Source organism: Paenibacillus sp. VMFN-D1 (genome assembly GCF_003386155.1).
GTDB classification, from domain to species: Bacteria; Bacillota; Bacilli; order Paenibacillales; family Paenibacillaceae; genus Paenibacillus_AQ; species Paenibacillus_AQ favisporus.
On record NZ_QRDU01000001.1, the window covers coordinates 2,764,527 to 2,780,710 of the forward strand.

Consider the following 16,184-nt stretch of genomic DNA (forward strand, 5'->3'; position numbering starts at 1 on the left):
CAACCGCCGCAAGGAAAGCCCGCCAAATGTGTGGGTCCCCCGAAGGCGTTTGTTCTTCTATGATGATCGGATGCTAGAGTCCGAACTGGAACAGGCTTCCACCCTCCTCCAACCATAAGAAAAAGAACCGCGGCAAACTTATTTTTGCACGGTTCTTCCGTATGGTTATATTATACCGCCTGGCGGACGGCTGCACAACTTCAAACCTGATCCTTGGACTCCCCGGTGGCCGGATCGGTAGATACCAGTCTTTGCCACAACCGGTACAGCAGCGTTTTGACCGAGCGGACCCGGATCGTTTCGCGGTTGCCGTTCAGCTTCAGCTCAAACACTTCGGTCTTCTGTCCGCGCTGGGCGATCCCGACGTACACGAGGCCGACCGGTTTGCGTTCGGAATACCCCGGCCCCGCTACACCCGTGACGGATAAGCCGAAGTCGCTGTCCGTGATCATCCGCACGTTCTCGGCAAGCACCTCGGCCACTTCGGCGCTCACCGCTCCCGGTGCGTCGTCTCCCTCCAGCAGCGCATGCGGGACATGCAGCAGCTTCTCCTTCATCTCGTTGGAGTAGCAGACGATCCCTCCCAGGAACATGGTGGCGCTGCCCGGAATGGACGTAATGCTCTCCATCAGCATGCCTCCTGTGCAGCTCTCAGCGGCGCTCAGCGTAATCCCGCGGTCCGCCATCATGTCAACGATGATCCGTTCGATCGGCACGTCCATGCTGGCGTACATATGATCTGCGAGCCGGCTTTGAATTTGCCCCTGCATCGCATTCAGTTTCTCCATGGCTTCCAGCTCTGTAGGCGCTTTGGTGGAGATGCGTACGGTCACTTCTCCCTCCTTCGCATAAGGAGCGATCGTTGGATCGGTCTGCCCGTCGATCAGGTCCAGAAGCCGATCCTCCAGCAGCGATTCGCCGATACCGGCAAACTTCAGCATTTTGGAGTAAATCGGCATTTCGTCGGTCAAGGCGTGCTGAAGGAGCCACGGCTTCGCCTGCTGGTCGAACATCGGCTTCATCTCTTTTGGAGGACCAGGCAGAACGATGTAGAAGTTATCCTCCTGGGCAAGCGCAAGTCCAACGGCCAATCCCGTTTCATTCGGAAGCGGCGTGCTGCCGTCGATGACGAGCGCCTGGCGGCGGTTGTTCTCCGTCATGTTGATCCCCCGCCCTGCGAAGAACCTTTCGATTTGATCCATCGCCAGCCGGTCAATGTGCAGGGAGCGGCCGACATGCGCGGCCAGGGCATCCTTGGTCAGGTCGTCCTGGGTCGGGCCGATGCCTCCGGTCAGGATCAGGATATCCGCGCGCTGCGAAGCAAGCTCAATGGCACCCTGAAGCCGCGAGGCGTTATCGCCGACGACCGTCTGGTAATAGACGTCTATTCCCATTGCCGCAAGCTCCTGCGACAAGTACTGCGCGTTGGTATTCACGATTTGTCCAAGCAGCAGCTCCGTACCGACTGCAATGATTTCTGCTTTCATCCTTGATTGGCCTCCCTGTTATCGTAAAGTAGAATGGATATACCTATATTGAACACTTTACACGTTTTTAGCCTATCCGTACCACAGCGTTTGGTGGAAAGAAAAAGCAATAGGATATCCCTATTGCCTTACACATTGGAAAGCTGAAGCAGTTTTTTATTTTTGACAAAATAATCGATCCCCGAGTAAATCGTGATCAAAGCCGCTGCCCAGATGGCAATATCGTCGAACGGCAGGCCGATCATCTCGAACGGGAAGTTGTTGATCAGAATTGCCACGATGGCGACAATCTGAATAACTGTCTTCACCTTGCCCCATTTGCTGGCCGCCACGACAGCCCCGTCAAGCAGCGCAATCTGGCGCAGGCCGGTAACGGCAAACTCGCGGCTGATAATAACCACAGCGATCCAGGAGTCGCATTTCCCCATTTCGACGAGCGAAACCAGCACCGCCGTAATGAGCAGCTTGTCGGCCAGCGGGTCCAGCAGTTTTCCGAGATTTGTAACCAAGTTGTTTTTGCGCGCCAAATAACCGTCTATACCGTCTGTGCTTGCTGCCAGAATAAAAATAATTACAGCGATCAGCTGATTATACGGCAGCTCGAATGAATTCCAGGTAATCGGTTCCGGATAGAACTTGAAGTCGACCAGAAGAAACACCATCATGACCGGAATCAAACAGATTCTTGAAATGGTAATACGGTTGGGCAGATTCACTGTAAACCCTCCCCGGATAAATCAAACTAAGAAACGACATTCACATGCACGGCAGGCCGAAAATGAATAATAATGCACCCGGACCATCCATTATGTATGAATCCTTTACTTGGGGGCAGCAGGCACAGCTTGCGACAGGCCGGCAACCCCGCTAAGACAGCGGGACAAGTTACAGTATAATATATCAATTTATACACTGTCAAAAGAGGAGTAAGCTCCTCTTCCCGCCCGTTTGCCGTGCGGTATACGCCCGCATTACTTCAGATTGGTAAACTGCAGGTCCAGCGGCAGATCCGCCTTGCGGAGCAGCTGCATGACCGCCTGCAGATCGTTTTTGCTCTTCCCCGTCACCCGGATCTGATCGCCTTGGATTTGGCTTTTGACCTTCAGCTTGGAGTCCCGGATCAGCACGTTGATTTTCTTGGCGTTGTCCTGATCGATTCCCTGCTTCAGGGTGATCCGCTGGCGGACGGTTCCCATCGAAGCTGGCTCGACCTTGCCGTAATCCACGTTTTTGAGCGACAAACCGCGCTTGATCATTTTGGACTGCAAAATGTCAATCACCGCATTGAGCTTGTACTCGTCATCGGAGGTGATGACCAGCGTCTCCTTTTCCAGCTTCAGGCTGCTCTTGCTCCCTTTAAAATCAAAACGGGTTTCGATTTCACGCTCCGTTTGGTTGATCGCGTTGATCATTTCCTGGAAGTCCAATTTGGAAACAATGTCAAACGAATTTTCCGAACTCATCATTACACGCCCTTTCAGTTCCTTTTCATGTCATATTATATGAAATTAACCGGGACAAGTCTAATCCTAAACAGCGTTCCTTCCGTTCACGGAAATTATCTCACGGCGTTCGGCACAGCTTAGGCAGAAGACAGGACGCGATGAGCGGAAGCTTACAAGCAATGAACACAGACTTCAAAAAAAAGACATTCGCCGGTACATGGTTCCGGGAATGCCTTGTTCTTATTTTAAGATCGGCTGCGGTCACGGGTTGGCTGGCGGAACATATCCAAAATGCCCAATACGATCCATGCCAGTCCAAATCCAAGAATGCCGTACCCCCAAGCGCTGGGAGTGAGGTAATAACCGAGCAGGCTGACGATAATCCCCACAATTGTGGTGATCCAGCTGACTGTCATAACCATACACCTCATTTCTATCCGGAATAAGAAGGACTTGAAGCTAGAACTATTGTCCCCTGGAGTGTATGGCATTATTCAGTCGAGCCTGTCCCGCCGTTTAGCCGTTGCTGTTATCCGATTGATCGGAGGAATCCCCTGTCGACGAATTATTACCAGTCGATTTACCGCCCGTACTGGAGTCGTCCAGCTTCAGCAGAATGCGCGAAGTCGATTTACCGTCCTCCACCGTCTGCCCTGCTACTGTAATCGTCGTTGCGGGAGAATATCCCGATTTAATGTACATACCGGAAGAATCCAGCGTAAAGGTCAGCGTATTCCCTTCTTCCGTATTGCCGTAGGAAAGCTTCTCGCCGGATGTATTTTCCCCCCTGTATACTTCAAGCCAGCTCTTGCCCGTCGCTTTGATTTCCACCTGAACCGGTGTTCCTTGGGCTGCTGCAACCTTAAAGATCGTCGTTTTGCCCCTCTTGCCGTCCTGAGCTACGGTTACGCCTTGATTGCCTTGGTTCGTCGTATCCGTCGAGTCCGTACCGGTTCCCGTCGTATCTGTCCCGGTGCCTGAAGGGTCCGTGCCATTTTGATCCGGCGGCGTGGTTGTGTCTTGGCCTCCGGTGTTTCCGCTGTCGGTATTCGTGTTTTCCGTCGTGGTGGTATCCGAATTACCGGAATTGTCCTTATTGCCGTCATCCCCCGAATTGGTAGCATTGTCCGGCGGCGTAGTTGTTGTAGCGGGCGGATCCTGATTCTGCGCCGTTGCCGGATCCTGCTGCTCCGTAACCTTGGCCGGATCGATGCTGTTGTCTTTCTTTGTCGAACTTGCATTGTTCGCATACAAATAAATAACGACTATGATCAGAATCGGGAACGTCCACATCAGCACAGTCGAAAGCCACTTCACGTTTCGTTCAGGCGACGAAGAGCGGCTGCTGGACCGCTTCTGAATGACCGGCTCCATCGTCGCTTCCGGCTCCGGAGGAGCTTCCTTCTTGTGGCCTTCGAGCAGAACGTCCGGATCGAGTCCCACGGTTTCGGCATATGTTTTAATAAAAGCCCTCACATAAAAACTGCCGGGGAGCACCTTGTAATCCCCTGCTTCGATGGCTTCCAAGTATCTTTTGCGGATTTTTGTCATTTCCTGCACGTCGTCCAGGCTCATGCCCTTCTGCAGTCTGGCTTCTCTTAACTGTTGACCCAGTTCAGACAACACCATCACCTCCTCATCAAATTACTTACAGATCGTCGTTGTATGTGCTTGTGAAAGTGTCATAAATAATTTCTTCATTCGGATTGTTGCGCAGCTCGATAATAATATCGAAATGATCGTACGTATACTCGGACTCCTGCACGAAAACATCGGGATGCTCGATCACTTTCGTGCTCGGCATGCTCATGATATCCTGCAGCAGGTTGTAGTGGCGTTCGTTGGAACGGATCGTGCTGACGATTCCATCGATAATAAACACGTTGTTCCGGTTCATTTCGTCTTCAGAGAGCTGGCTTCGGACCGTCTGGCGCAGGAGCGTCGAGGATACGAACGTCCAGCGCTTCATGGCGCACACGCTGCCCGCGATGATGGACTCGGTTTTGCCTACACGGGGCATCCCGCGAAGGCCGATGACCTGATTTCCTTCCTTCTTAAATATTTCACCCAAAAAGTCAACCAGTAACCCAAGTTCGTCACGCGTAAAACGGAATGTTTTCCGGTCATCGGAATCGCGGTCGATGTACCGGCCGTGGCGCACAGCCAAAATATCGACAAGCTTCGGCGTCCGCAGCGCAGAGACCGTTATGCTGTCGACCTTTTTCAGCATGGCACCCATCAATTGGATCTTCTCGTCATCATTGGTTTCCAGCAGCATTCCCCGCGTTTTGCCTTCAACCCCGTTAATTGTCAATATGTTAACCTCCAGCATACCGAGCAGGGATGCAATATCCCCGAGCAGACCCGGACGGTTCTTATGTATCTTATACTCCATGTACCATTGTTTCGCTTCCACTTCGACACCCCATCTGACCTTTTCCCATGTTTTCCAATAAAATAAACCTGCAGCCCTTTCGGGTGAGGCTTCAAAAAATCGCCTTTATTTCATGGGTCACGTTAATGATATATAAAATACATATGAAAAACAAGGTCAACTCTGTAAACATTAGAGAAAAGCCCCCAAATGGGGGCTTTTTCCTAAAGTTAAGCGTTTTTCTTGGCTAATTTAACCATCAGCCGGGCAATCGTCTGGCGCTCTTCACGGTTGCCCACTTCCCACAGCTCCTTCAGCGCACGGTTGGAAGCGTTGGCCGGATCGACTTTCTCATCGAGAAAATCACCGATCTCGTAAGCCAGCTTGGCGATGGTGTCTTCGCTCATCCCCATTTTTTCGGCTTGTGCGACGCGTTCCCCAAGAAACTTTTTCCAGGCATCAAAGTTCTTTACTACTGTTGACATATTGATAAGTCCTCCCTTTGCTGTGGCGCATGAGATTTGAAATCAACAGTTGTAATATAACCTGTTTGGGGCGCGCCTATGCAGGGAAGACCGTCCTAGCAGCTCAGGTAATCCATCCACCGTTGGGGCTTATTACCTGACCGTTGATGTAGCCGGATTCGGGAAGCGCGAGAAAATAAACGAGGGACGAAATTTCGTCGGGTCTGGCCAGCCGTCCGGCCGGAATTTCATCCTCGAGCATCCGTTTTTCCTCGTCGTCCAAATGGTTGAGCATCTCGGTATCCACCGCGCCCGGAGCTACCGCGTTCACCGTGACGCCAGAAGGGCCGAGCTCTTTGGCAAGCGCTTTGGTAAAAGCGTTAATACCGCCTTTTGTGGTCGAATACAGCACTTCGCAGGAAGCGCCCGAAATCCCCCAGACGGAGGATATGTTGATAATGCGGCCGCTACGCTGAGAAATCATATACGGCATAAAAGCTTGTGTACACAGAAACATGCCTTTTAAATTAACGGACATCACTTCGTCCCAATCTTCCTCGGTCACGTCCGAAAGAAGGCCGTAGTGAGAGACGCCCGCATTGTTCACCAAAATGTCCGGCAGCAAACCGTGGGTGTCCAGCTTGTCGCGCATGCGCAGAATCTGGTCTTTATCCCGCAAATCGGCGGAGACCGTCATGACCCTGGCTCCGGACTGCATGCAGCGCCGGGCCACGTCATTGGCGGCTTCGTGCGATGATCCGTAGTGGATCACTACGTTCATCCCTACCGCTGCAAAACGCTCGGCGATGGCGGCACCGATGCCGCGGCTCGCCCCGGTGACGAGCACCGTCGTCTCTCCGATCGGCTTGTGCAGGCTCTCCTCTCCCCTAGGCTGCATTAAGGATTCACCACGACCGATACCGCCAGCTGATCCCAGTCCACATGCTCTTTCAGGCGATTGTTCACATCGCTTAGCGTAATGGACTCATACAGCTGAATCACGCTGAAGAAGTCGCCGCCGCGGAACTGGTAGCGGGTGAATTCATGCGCGATATTTTCCGGAGAATTCAGCATACGCAGGTATCCGCCGATTTTTTTCTTGCGGGCGCGCTCGAAATCTTCTTCCTTGAAGCCGGATGCCAGAATGCCGTCGACCTCTTCGCGGATCCGGGCAAGAAGCTGATCGGGATCACGGGTGTCTCCGCCCGCGGCCGAAAAGGCATACTGCGGAGAACTGCTGTATTCATGCGAGAAGCTGTCGGAGATCAGGTCCTCGTCGTACAGCTTTTGGTACAGCTCCGTACTTGACCCGAACAGCAGATCAAGCATGAGCTTTGTTGTCAGGTCGCGCTTCAGCAGTTCCTTGCCGGTCAGCCCCACTTCTTTTTCCTTAAAACCGAACAAGCATTTCGGCATGGACACCTGCAGCTTGTTAACCCGGCGTTTTTCCGCAACACCGACCGTCTCCGGCTCAAAGATACGCTCGATTTTGCCTTGAGGCGGATAATCTTTCTTCGCCTGGTTGGCGCGGACGAGGTCGAACACTTCTTCCGGCTTTACTCCGCCGACGACGAACAGCAGCATGTTGCTCGGATGATAAAAGGCGTTATAGCAGGTGTACAGCGTCTCCTTCGTAATCGTGCTGATGGATTCCACCGTACCGGCAATATCGATATGCACCGGATGGATTTTATACATCGCTTCGATCAGGCCAAAATAGACGCGCCAGTCGGCGTTATCCTGGTACATGTTGATTTCCTGCCCGATAATCCCCTTTTCCTTGTCGACGTTCTGGTTGGTGAAATAAGGATTTTGCACAAAATTCACGAGCGTCTCCAGATTCTCGGGAATGTGCTCGGTTGCCGAAAACAGGTACACGGTCTGGTCAAAGCTCGTAAATGCGTTGGCGGATGCGCCGTGAGAGGCGAATGTGGCGAAAATGTCGCCTTCCGGCTCCTCGAACATTTTATGCTCCAGGAAATGGGCGATCCCGTCCGGAACCGATATTTCGTCCTGTCCCTCCACCCGGAAGTGGTTGTCGACAGAACCGTATTTAGTGGCAAACGTCGCATAGGTTTTCTGGAAACCCGGCTTCGGAAGCACGTAGACGTGAAGGCCGTTATCCATCACTTCATAATAGAGAGTCTCCTGCAAATTGTCGTACTGAAGTTTTTCCACCGGCTATTCCTCCTTCTGACCCTTCAGAAAATAAATCGTATCCAAATCAAAAGTCGACGCGGCCGCCTGAACATCCGCGACTTGAATATCTTCCACCTGCTGCAGCAGCTCTTCTCTTGACCGGTCTTTGCCGGAGAACTGACGGTTGAAGTCGTAAGCGATCATTTCAAAAGCCGAATCCTCAATTTCAAGAAGCAGATTTCGGATCATCGCCTTCGTCTGCGACATTTCCAGATCGGTGATGCGCCCGGAGCGCATTTCCTCGAGCTGGCTCTTGATAATGTCTAGCGCTTTTTCGTAGTTCTGCACTTCAATGCCGGACTGGATCGTTCCGATTCCCTTGTGCCCGTCATAGCGGGAAGAACAGTAGTAGGCGAGGCTTGCTTTTTCCCTTACGTTCATGAACAGCTTGGAATGCGGGTATCCGCCCAAAATGCCGTTGTACATCAATGCTGCCGCATAATGATCATCCCCATAAGTGATGGAAGTGCGCAGCCCGAGATTCAGCTTGCCCTGACTCACTTCCATTTTCTCCACTACGGTACGAGGCTCGCCAGACTGGCGCACCGGCGTCTCGGTCTTGTACGTAATACCAGGTTCAGAACCGAGATCAAAGTGCGCGTTGACGAGCTTCTCTACTTCCTCGAGCGTCGTGTCCCCGACCACATACAGGTCCATGCTGGCTTCGCTCAGCCATTTGCGGTACCCGTCGTGCAGGCTCTCCGGCGTAATTTTCTCCAGGTCCTGACGCTGTCCAAGCGCGTGAAGACGATAAGGCTCGTTGCGGCACATCTCCTCAATGCAGCGCTCGGAGGCGTAGCGGATCTTATCGTTGACGATGGATTCCAGCTTCTTGCGGACGTTCTCCTTCTCCGCCTGAACGTAAGAACTGCGGAAACGGCCGCCCTCCAAAACGGGACGCGTCACCACTTCGCCGAGAAAAGCGAATGAGGATGCAAGCAGGCTCTCCTGGCTCTTTACGAACGAATCGTTAATTGTGTCCATCCGGAAGTGCACCATCTGGTAGTTGCCTCTTTTATACACATCAAAACCGAAGCCGGCCCCGTACATTTGCTCCAGCTGCTCGCGGAACTGGCGGGTCTCCGGATATGTAACGGTACCCCGGCGGAGTACAAAAGGAGTCAAGGCCGTAGGCGTTACGGTGTCCTCTGCAAGCGGAATGCCTGCGTAGAGCGATATTGCAAACGTCTTAAAGCGTTTCGTCGGCAGAACGTGAATCCGGATCCGCTTGGCGTTTCCATGTTGAAAAGCAGTTGTATTCAAGGTCCAAAACTCCTTTAGCCATGAATTTATAAAGCGTCACGCTTTTGATTAAGTTCCATTCTATACCATTGGAAAGTGAAGAAGCAACCGAAGACAAACCCTCCGGTTGCTGTTTTCCCTCATGCGCAATCTGCTCCAAGGAACGAACGAAGTTACGGTGCCAAACTTACGTTCAATCCTTTACATGCAGAAAATATGCTGCCCGATCGTCAAGACTTGAGGCCGGGACCAGATCCACTTCGAAGTGGCTGTTTTCGGGTTAAAGTAATACAGGCATCCGCCGGTCGGATCCCAGCCGTTTAACGCCTGCTGCACCGCTTTGCGGGCCGTTTCGTTCGGCGTGAGATAAATTTGTCCGTCGGCTACCGCCGTGAATGCACCCGGCTGAAATATAACGCCATGGGGCGTATTCGGGAAGCTCGGCGATTTGACACGGTTCAGAATGACCGCAGCCACGGCAACCTGTCCTTCAAACGGTTCACCGCGGGATTCACCGTACACCGCATTAGCCATAATTTTCAGATCGTTTTCGGACAGGCCCATCGTGTTGGCCGAGGCCATAGGTTCGCTTGTGTTTTTCTGATTGCCGCTTGTGCTCGGTTGTTTGCCGGCGGCGTTTCCGGACTCGGCTGCAGATGGCTGCCAATTTTTGGTGGCATTGTACAGCTTCAGCTTGGTTTTGGCTCCGACCGTTCCGTCCACCTTCATCCCGAATTCGGACTGGAACCATTTGACGGATTTTAGCGTGCTCCATCCGTATTGTCCGTCAATCTTTCCGTTATAAAAGCCCAAAAATTTCAGGCGCCCCTGCAGTTCATACACATCCTGGCCTGAGGATCCATACTTCAAAACCGTTGATCCGAATGTAGGTATGGTTTGTTCCGCAGGCTCCACCGCCGCTTTGGACGAAGCTTTGGAATCCGTATGGGGTCTTAAACCTGCATAGACCGCCGCAGACAATAGAAACACCAAACCGATGATGATCCATAATTTTGCGTTTTTCATGGGTTAGCTCTACCTTTCTCTTGTGGGTTTGACAGGATGGCTACGGTTATTATGACAACAGGCCCCATTTCCTATACACCCTGCCCAAGAGAAAGAATGTGTACCGCCGATGTAAGCTTTCAAGCGTATTCCTATGCAAATCACCGCCAAAAAGGCCCCTCATGAACGATCATGAGAGGCCTCCAAGGAAGATATAGCACATCCGGCAATAATTACCGGACTATGAGCTGATGCGGTTCTGCTGCTGATACTGCTCCAGGGAGACGAGCACCTCACGCGGTTTGCTTCCCTCGTAAGGTCCGATAATCCCCCGTGCTTCCATCGAATCGATCAAGCGGGCCGCACGGGTATACCCCACCCGCATCCGGCGCTGCAGCAGCGACACGGATGCCTGTTTGGATTCCAGCACGATCTGAACGGCCTGATCGTACAGCTCGTCCAGCTGGTCGTCGGCATCCTGCGACGTTTCCTCCACTTCGGGAACGAGACTTTCATCGTATTTGGCTTCCCCTTGGTCGCGGACATAGTTAACGATGATCTCGACTTCCTGATCGGTCATAAATGCCCCCTGCACGCGGATCGGCTTGGACGCTCCCATCGGCATGAAGAGCATATCCCCGCGGCCCAGCAGCTTCTCGGCGCCTGCCATGTCGAGAATCGTCCGGGAGTCGACCTGGGACGATACCCCGAAAGCGATCCGCGACGGGATATTCGCCTTAATGACACCCGTAATGACGTCGACAGACGGCCGCTGGGTGGCGATGATCAGGTGAATGCCCGCGGCCCGCGCCATTTGGGCGAGGCGGGTGATCGCTTCCTCGACGTCATGCGCGGCGACCATCATCAGGTCGGCCAGCTCGTCGACGATGACCACGATATAAGGCAGCACCGCTGCCGGATTGTCCTTCATCAGGTTGTTATAGCCTTCTATATTACGCGTGCCGGATTTGGAAAACAGCTCATAGCGCTTTTCCATCTCGACCACGATCTTCTTCAGCGCCAGGGAAGCACGCTTCGGATCGGTCACGACAGGCGCCATCAGATGCGGAATACCGTTATACACATTCAGCTCGACCATCTTCGGATCGACCATCAGAAATTTCACTTCATCCGGCTTCGCCTTATACAGGATGCTCGTAATGATGCCGTTAATACAGACCGATTTACCGGAACCGGTCGCACCGGCTACGAGCAAATGGGGCATTTTTGCCAGATTGCCGACGATCGTCTGTCCCGAAATGTCCCGGCCGAAAGCGATCGACAACTTCGACGAGGCGTCTTGAAAGACCGGTGTTTCCATAACTTCGCGCATCGTCACGAGCGAAACCTCATTGTTCGGCACCTCGATGCCGATGGCCGATTTGCCCGGGATCGGCGCCTCCATCCGGATATCCTTCGCGGCCAAAGCCAGCGCGATATCGTCCGTCAGCCCGACAATCCGGCTGACCTTCACGCCGATATCCGGCTGGATTTCGTACCGCGTCACCGCTGGGCCGCGAACGACCTCAAGCACTTTCGCCCGTACGCCGAAGCTCTCCATCGTCGCTTCGAGCTTGCGGGCGGTTTGCTTATAATCGTTCTGATCGCCTGCCTTGCCGCCATTCTGGGGCTTGGAGAGCAGCCTGAAGGGCGGGAGCTTGTACGGCTTCGGCGGAGGCGCAGGCGGGGTCATCGCAAGCTCCAGCGCCTCCGCCGGCTCAGCCGGACTTCCCGCGGATTCTCCCTGGAGATCCGCAGCGGTTACCGGCGCCCCGCCGTCCGGCGTCCCAGCGGTATCCTCATGGAATTCCGCACTGATGCCTTCAGGCGGAAAAGCGGCTCCGGCAGCTCCGGCGTAAGCTTCGTCCGATTCCTCCGGATCGACGTTGCCTTCGGATTTCACGTGCTCGAAAAAGTCGCGGATGATCGGCGAAGATTCGTTCCGCTTCGGTTCCGCCCACAGCGGCTCCTCGTGCAGGTCGAATGCATCGTTCTCCTCCGGCTCCACCGCCTCGCTGAACCGCCCGCCTGCCGCGGAACGGGTGTCCCTGACCGGTTCAAGAATATCGCTGCCGTCCAGCTCATCATCAGCAAGCGGCGGCTGCGCTTCGTTCTTGGCAAACTTGCTGCCGAACAGCTGGAAGAACACCGGGGCGCTCCGCTTCGGCTTCGGCGGCACGAAATCCTCGTCCAATTCATCCTCATCGTCGTCAGCCGGGAGCGGCTGCGGTTTCTTCTGCCTGGACGAAGCCGCCCGTTTGGAAGCGACCTTGGCCGACTGGCGGCGGTTGTCCATCCGCTTCTGGACATTCTCGCCGGCCTTCACCAGCCTGCTGCGGAAGATTCGCATCAGGTCGACATACGACAGATTCGTAATCAGCATAAAACTGATAATAAACATAACGATCATCATCAGCTTCGAGCCCAAGGTCCCAAACAGCCAATACAGCGCCGCAAACTCGATGGCGCCGATGTAGCCTCCGCTGATGTCCTTATTCAGCATGGAATGGTCGCCGCGGGCCGATGACGACAGCAGCGCTCCCTGCAAGTCCGTATGTACCTGGGATAATATGTTCCCGGTGCTCAATGCGCCAACCGGACCCAGTTTCTTTTCCAATGAAGAAATGCTGCTCATAAGTACCAAGGCCAGTACCAACAGCAGAATTCCGCTTCTCCGCGTATTCCACCGTTTCGGCCATTTTCGCTGAATCATGACGCTGAGGCCCAAGTAGATTCCCACCAGGGGGATCACAAAATAAAACCGCCCTAACAGCAGTCCGAACATTTTGGATAATGACCACCCTACCGTCGCTTCACCGGATAAGGCGATAACGGAAAGGGTGATCAGTATAATTCCGTATATTTCGTATTTCAGCACATTGGTCAGTACTGCCTTCTTCTTCTTTCTTCGCTTAGCCAAAATGTCACCCCCGGCCAATATTATACCATATAATACCGTGGGGCACCTATGTTCTGTTTCTGCTGCTAAAGGTCCATTTTACAGTGTCGGAATGTAGCGTATCACCTGTCCTGGGGCAAACGCCGGGTTGAGGTACGATTCAAGCGGGCAGTCGAGCAGCCGGACGATTTCGGCACGGCCCGCATCAAGCGGTTTGACTTCCATCAGGACGCCCTGCAGCCTTACCTCCGCCGTTTGGACAGGGGTAAAGCCTTCCTCCCACACAGCATCAAGCGGCATAATCGTATGAAGCATCATTGAGTAATCCCCTCCGCCTCAACCGGTTGTTTGCGCTCATCGATCAGCTTGTTCAGCTTGGCCAGAGCCTGGCCTATGCCTCCTACTTCGTCCATCAAGCCGTATTTAACGGCATCCAGTCCGCCCACCGCCGTACCGATATCCCGGTTCAGCTCGCCGGTGCGGAACATTAATTCCTTAAACCGCTCCTCCGTAATCCGCGAATGGGAAGTGACGAAGCGGACGACGCGCTCCTGCATTTTCTCCATATATTCGAACGTCTGCGGCACACCGATCACAAGTCCGTTCAGGCGGATCGGGTGAATGGTCATGGTGGCGCTCTCGGCGATAAGCGAGTACGTCGAAGCTACGGCGATCGGCACACCGATGCTGTGCCCGCCCCCGACGACGACGGTGACGGTAGGCTTGGTAAGGGACGTGATCATTTCGGCGATGGCCAGTCCAGCCTCCACATCACCGCCTACTGTATTGAGAATAATCATAATTCCGTCCACCTGTTTGCTTTGCTCCGCAGCGACCAGCTGGGGAATAATGTGCTCGTATTTCGTCGTTTTGTTCTGCGGCGGAAGGACCAGATGCCCTTCGATTTGCCCGATGATCGTCAGGCAAAAAATGTTCGACTCGGTCCCCTGCGGAACGTTCATTTGTCCCAACTGCTTCAGCGTATCCAATGCCGTCGGTTCCGGGTTTACAGCTGGGGCTTGTTCCGGTGCCTCGGTTTCGCTCATCGGCGAACGGCGTGTATTTTGTGTCATCATGTCCTCGTCCTTTCCTAACCATATAATTTCCTGTCATTGTAGTATGGTGGAGGAAAGACATGAATTATTCCGAAAAAATAACCCTATTCACAGAGCCTATGCCCGGCCGTCTCTTCAGGTTCCAGTTCCTTTCAGAATCTCCTATCACATCGTCATTAAACGACAAAAAGCCCCCTTCCGCAGGAAACCGTCCAATATTGCCTGCGGAAAGGGGGCGACTGTGTGCTGTTCAAGACGCTGGTTTATTCAATTGATTACACTTCCATGATGATCGGCAGAATCATCGGTCTGCGGCGGGTCTGTTCATAGAGGAACCGGCCCAGTGCATCCTTCACGCCTGTCTTCAAGGAAGCCCATTCATTAACATTTTCACTCATCAATTTCTGCAGTGTACTGGAAACAATGCGGTTCGCTTCATCCAACAGCCCTTCCGATTCGCGAACATATACGAATCCTCTGGAGATAATGTCCGGTCCGGACATGATCGTGCCGTCTTGTTTGCTCAGCGTAACGACTACAACCAGAATTCCGTCCTGTGACAGCAGTTTACGGTCGCGGAGGACGATGTTGCCAACGTCTCCAACGCCTAATCCGTCAATCAGCACGTTGCCAGCCGTTACTTTACCGGCTTTACGGGCAGATCCGTTCTGGATTTCGACGATCTCGCCGATATCCGTAATAAAGATATTGTCCGGATCTACGCCGACAGACTCGGCCAGCAGTGCGTGACGGCGCTGCATGCGGTACTCGCCGTGGATCGGGATGAAGAATTTCGGCTTCATTAAATTCAGCATGAGTTTCAATTCTTCCTGACTGCCGTGACCCGATACGTGTACTCCGGAATTCGAACCGCTGTAGATGACATCCGCTCCGAGACGGAACAGCTCGTCGATCGTACGGCCGACATATTTCTCATTTCCCGGTACCGGTGTCGCGGCAATGATAACGGTATCACCCGGCAGAATATCAACCTTGCGGTGTGTGGAACGGGCCATCCGCGTCAACGCGGACATCGGCTCTCCCTGGCTGCCTGTGCACAATACGACGACGCGGTCAGCAGCCATTTTGTTAACTTCTTCAGGCTCGATCAGCATGCCGTCCGGCACGTGAAGGTATCCAAGCTCGGCTGCGATGGAAACGACGTTTACCATGCTGCGTCCGATGACGGTAATTTTCCGTCCTGTGGATTCCGCCGCATTGACCACCTGCTGAATCCGGTGAACATTCGAAGCAAAAGTAGCGATAACTACGCGCTGGGATGATTTCCGGAAAATATCTTCAAGGACAACACCCACGTTTTTCTCCGATGGCGTGAAGCCCGGTTTCTCAGCATTGGTACTATCCGACAGAAGCGCCAATACGCCTTCTTCTCCAATAGCGGCCATCCGCTGCAAGTTCGCATATTGTCCGTTAACCGGCGTATGATCGAACTTGAAGTCGCCTGTATGAACCACGTTGCCTTCCGGCGTTGAGATGCAAATCCCGACCGAATCCGGAATACTGTGGTTGGTTCTGAAGAACGTTGCTTTCAGCGTGGAGCCGAGCGCCACTTCGGAATCTTCGTGAATCAGAATCCGCTTCGTTTCGCCAAGGAGATTGGCTTCCTTAAGCTTGTTCTCCACCAGGCCAAGCGTCAGCTTGGTTCCGTATACAGGAACGTTCAGATGCTTCAGCACGTAAGGCAATCCACCGATGTGATCCTCGTGTCCGTGCGTCAGCAAAATGCCTCTCACCTTATCACGATTCTCCGTCAGGTAGGAAATATCGGGAATGACGATATCGATCCCGAGCATGTCCTCCTCTGGAAATTTCAATCCGGCATCTACGACTACGATGTCATTGCCGTATTGGATGACATACATGTTTTTCCCGATTTCACCGACGCCGCCCAACGCGAAAATCGCCAATTTATCGTTATTATTTTTTTTAGACAAATGAATCTAACCCTCCTATGGTTTTGGACGTCGTACCATTTAATATTTATATTTCAAAA

At 53.2% G+C, this 16,184-nt stretch carries 15 protein-coding genes; all 15 read right to left on the reverse strand.

Features of this window, described 5'->3' with window-relative positions:
• Positions 1 to 200: 200 nt before the first annotated feature.
• A complete protein-coding gene (locus C7820_RS12655) occupies positions 201 to 1,487 on the reverse strand; it encodes a competence/damage-inducible protein A (protein ID WP_116231210.1) in 1,287 nt (428 codons plus the stop codon).
• A gap of 128 nt (positions 1,488 to 1,615) precedes the next feature.
• Positions 1,616 to 2,203, reverse strand: coding sequence for a CDP-diacylglycerol--glycerol-3-phosphate 3-phosphatidyltransferase (gene pgsA, locus C7820_RS12660; RefSeq protein WP_076167990.1), 588 nt, complete (start codon positions 2,201 to 2,203; stop codon positions 1,616 to 1,618).
• Positions 2,204 to 2,458: 255 nt separating this feature from the next.
• Positions 2,459 to 2,950: a YajQ family cyclic di-GMP-binding protein gene (locus C7820_RS12665; RefSeq protein ID WP_076169539.1), complete on the reverse strand. Its 492-nt coding sequence runs from the start codon at positions 2,948 to 2,950 to the stop codon at positions 2,459 to 2,461.
• 227 nt (positions 2,951 to 3,177) lie between these two features.
• A complete protein-coding gene (locus C7820_RS33440; RefSeq protein ID WP_163872676.1) occupies positions 3,178 to 3,348 on the reverse strand; it encodes a hypothetical protein in 171 nt (56 codons plus the stop codon).
• Between the two features lie 100 nt (positions 3,349 to 3,448).
• Entirely contained in the window at positions 3,449 to 4,555 is a 1,107-nt protein-coding gene (locus C7820_RS12670; protein WP_116231211.1) for a helix-turn-helix domain-containing protein, read from the reverse strand.
• A gap of 25 nt (positions 4,556 to 4,580) precedes the next feature.
• Complete coding sequence (locus C7820_RS12675) at positions 4,581 to 5,348, reverse strand: DUF3388 domain-containing protein (RefSeq protein WP_116231212.1); 768 nt, start codon at positions 5,346 to 5,348, stop codon at positions 4,581 to 4,583.
• A gap of 188 nt (positions 5,349 to 5,536) precedes the next feature.
• On the reverse strand, positions 5,537 to 5,791 hold the full coding sequence (locus C7820_RS12680) for a DUF3243 domain-containing protein (protein ID WP_076167995.1): 255 nt from the start codon (positions 5,789 to 5,791) through the stop codon (positions 5,537 to 5,539).
• 103 nt (positions 5,792 to 5,894) lie between these two features.
• A complete protein-coding gene (ymfI, locus tag C7820_RS12685; RefSeq protein ID WP_116231213.1) occupies positions 5,895 to 6,668 on the reverse strand; it encodes an elongation factor P 5-aminopentanone reductase in 774 nt (257 codons plus the stop codon).
• Positions 6,668 to 7,948, reverse strand: coding sequence for an EF-P 5-aminopentanol modification-associated protein YfmH (gene yfmH / locus C7820_RS12690; RefSeq protein ID WP_116231214.1), 1,281 nt, complete (start codon positions 7,946 to 7,948; stop codon positions 6,668 to 6,670). Before yfmH ends, ymfI begins: the two co-directional genes overlap by 1 nt.
• A 3-nt stretch (positions 7,949 to 7,951) precedes the next feature.
• A complete protein-coding gene (gene yfmF / locus C7820_RS12695; RefSeq protein WP_116231215.1) occupies positions 7,952 to 9,232 on the reverse strand; it encodes an EF-P 5-aminopentanol modification-associated protein YfmF in 1,281 nt (426 codons plus the stop codon).
• A gap of 180 nt (positions 9,233 to 9,412) precedes the next feature.
• Positions 9,413 to 10,237 carry a spore cortex-lytic enzyme gene (gene sleB / locus C7820_RS12700; protein ID WP_116231216.1) on the reverse strand — a complete coding sequence of 275 codons (825 nt, stop codon included), beginning with the start codon at positions 10,235 to 10,237 and terminating at the stop codon, positions 9,413 to 9,415.
• Positions 10,238 to 10,457: 220 nt separating this feature from the next.
• Positions 10,458 to 13,136: an FtsK/SpoIIIE family DNA translocase gene (locus C7820_RS12705; protein WP_116231217.1), complete on the reverse strand. Its 2,679-nt coding sequence runs from the start codon at positions 13,134 to 13,136 to the stop codon at positions 10,458 to 10,460.
• 78 nt (positions 13,137 to 13,214) lie between these two features.
• A complete protein-coding gene (locus tag C7820_RS12710; RefSeq protein ID WP_116231218.1) occupies positions 13,215 to 13,433 on the reverse strand; it encodes a YlzJ-like family protein in 219 nt (72 codons plus the stop codon).
• Positions 13,430 to 14,191: a ClpP family protease gene (locus C7820_RS12715; protein WP_116231219.1), complete on the reverse strand. Its 762-nt coding sequence runs from the start codon at positions 14,189 to 14,191 to the stop codon at positions 13,430 to 13,432. The genes C7820_RS12710 and C7820_RS12715 overlap by 4 nt, the downstream gene beginning before the upstream one ends.
• 254 nt (positions 14,192 to 14,445) lie before the next feature.
• Positions 14,446 to 16,125 (reverse strand): ribonuclease J, encoded by a 1,680-nt coding sequence (locus tag C7820_RS12725; RefSeq protein WP_076168017.1) that lies wholly within the window; start codon positions 16,123 to 16,125, stop codon positions 14,446 to 14,448.
• Between the last annotated feature and the right edge of the window lie 59 nt (positions 16,126 to 16,184).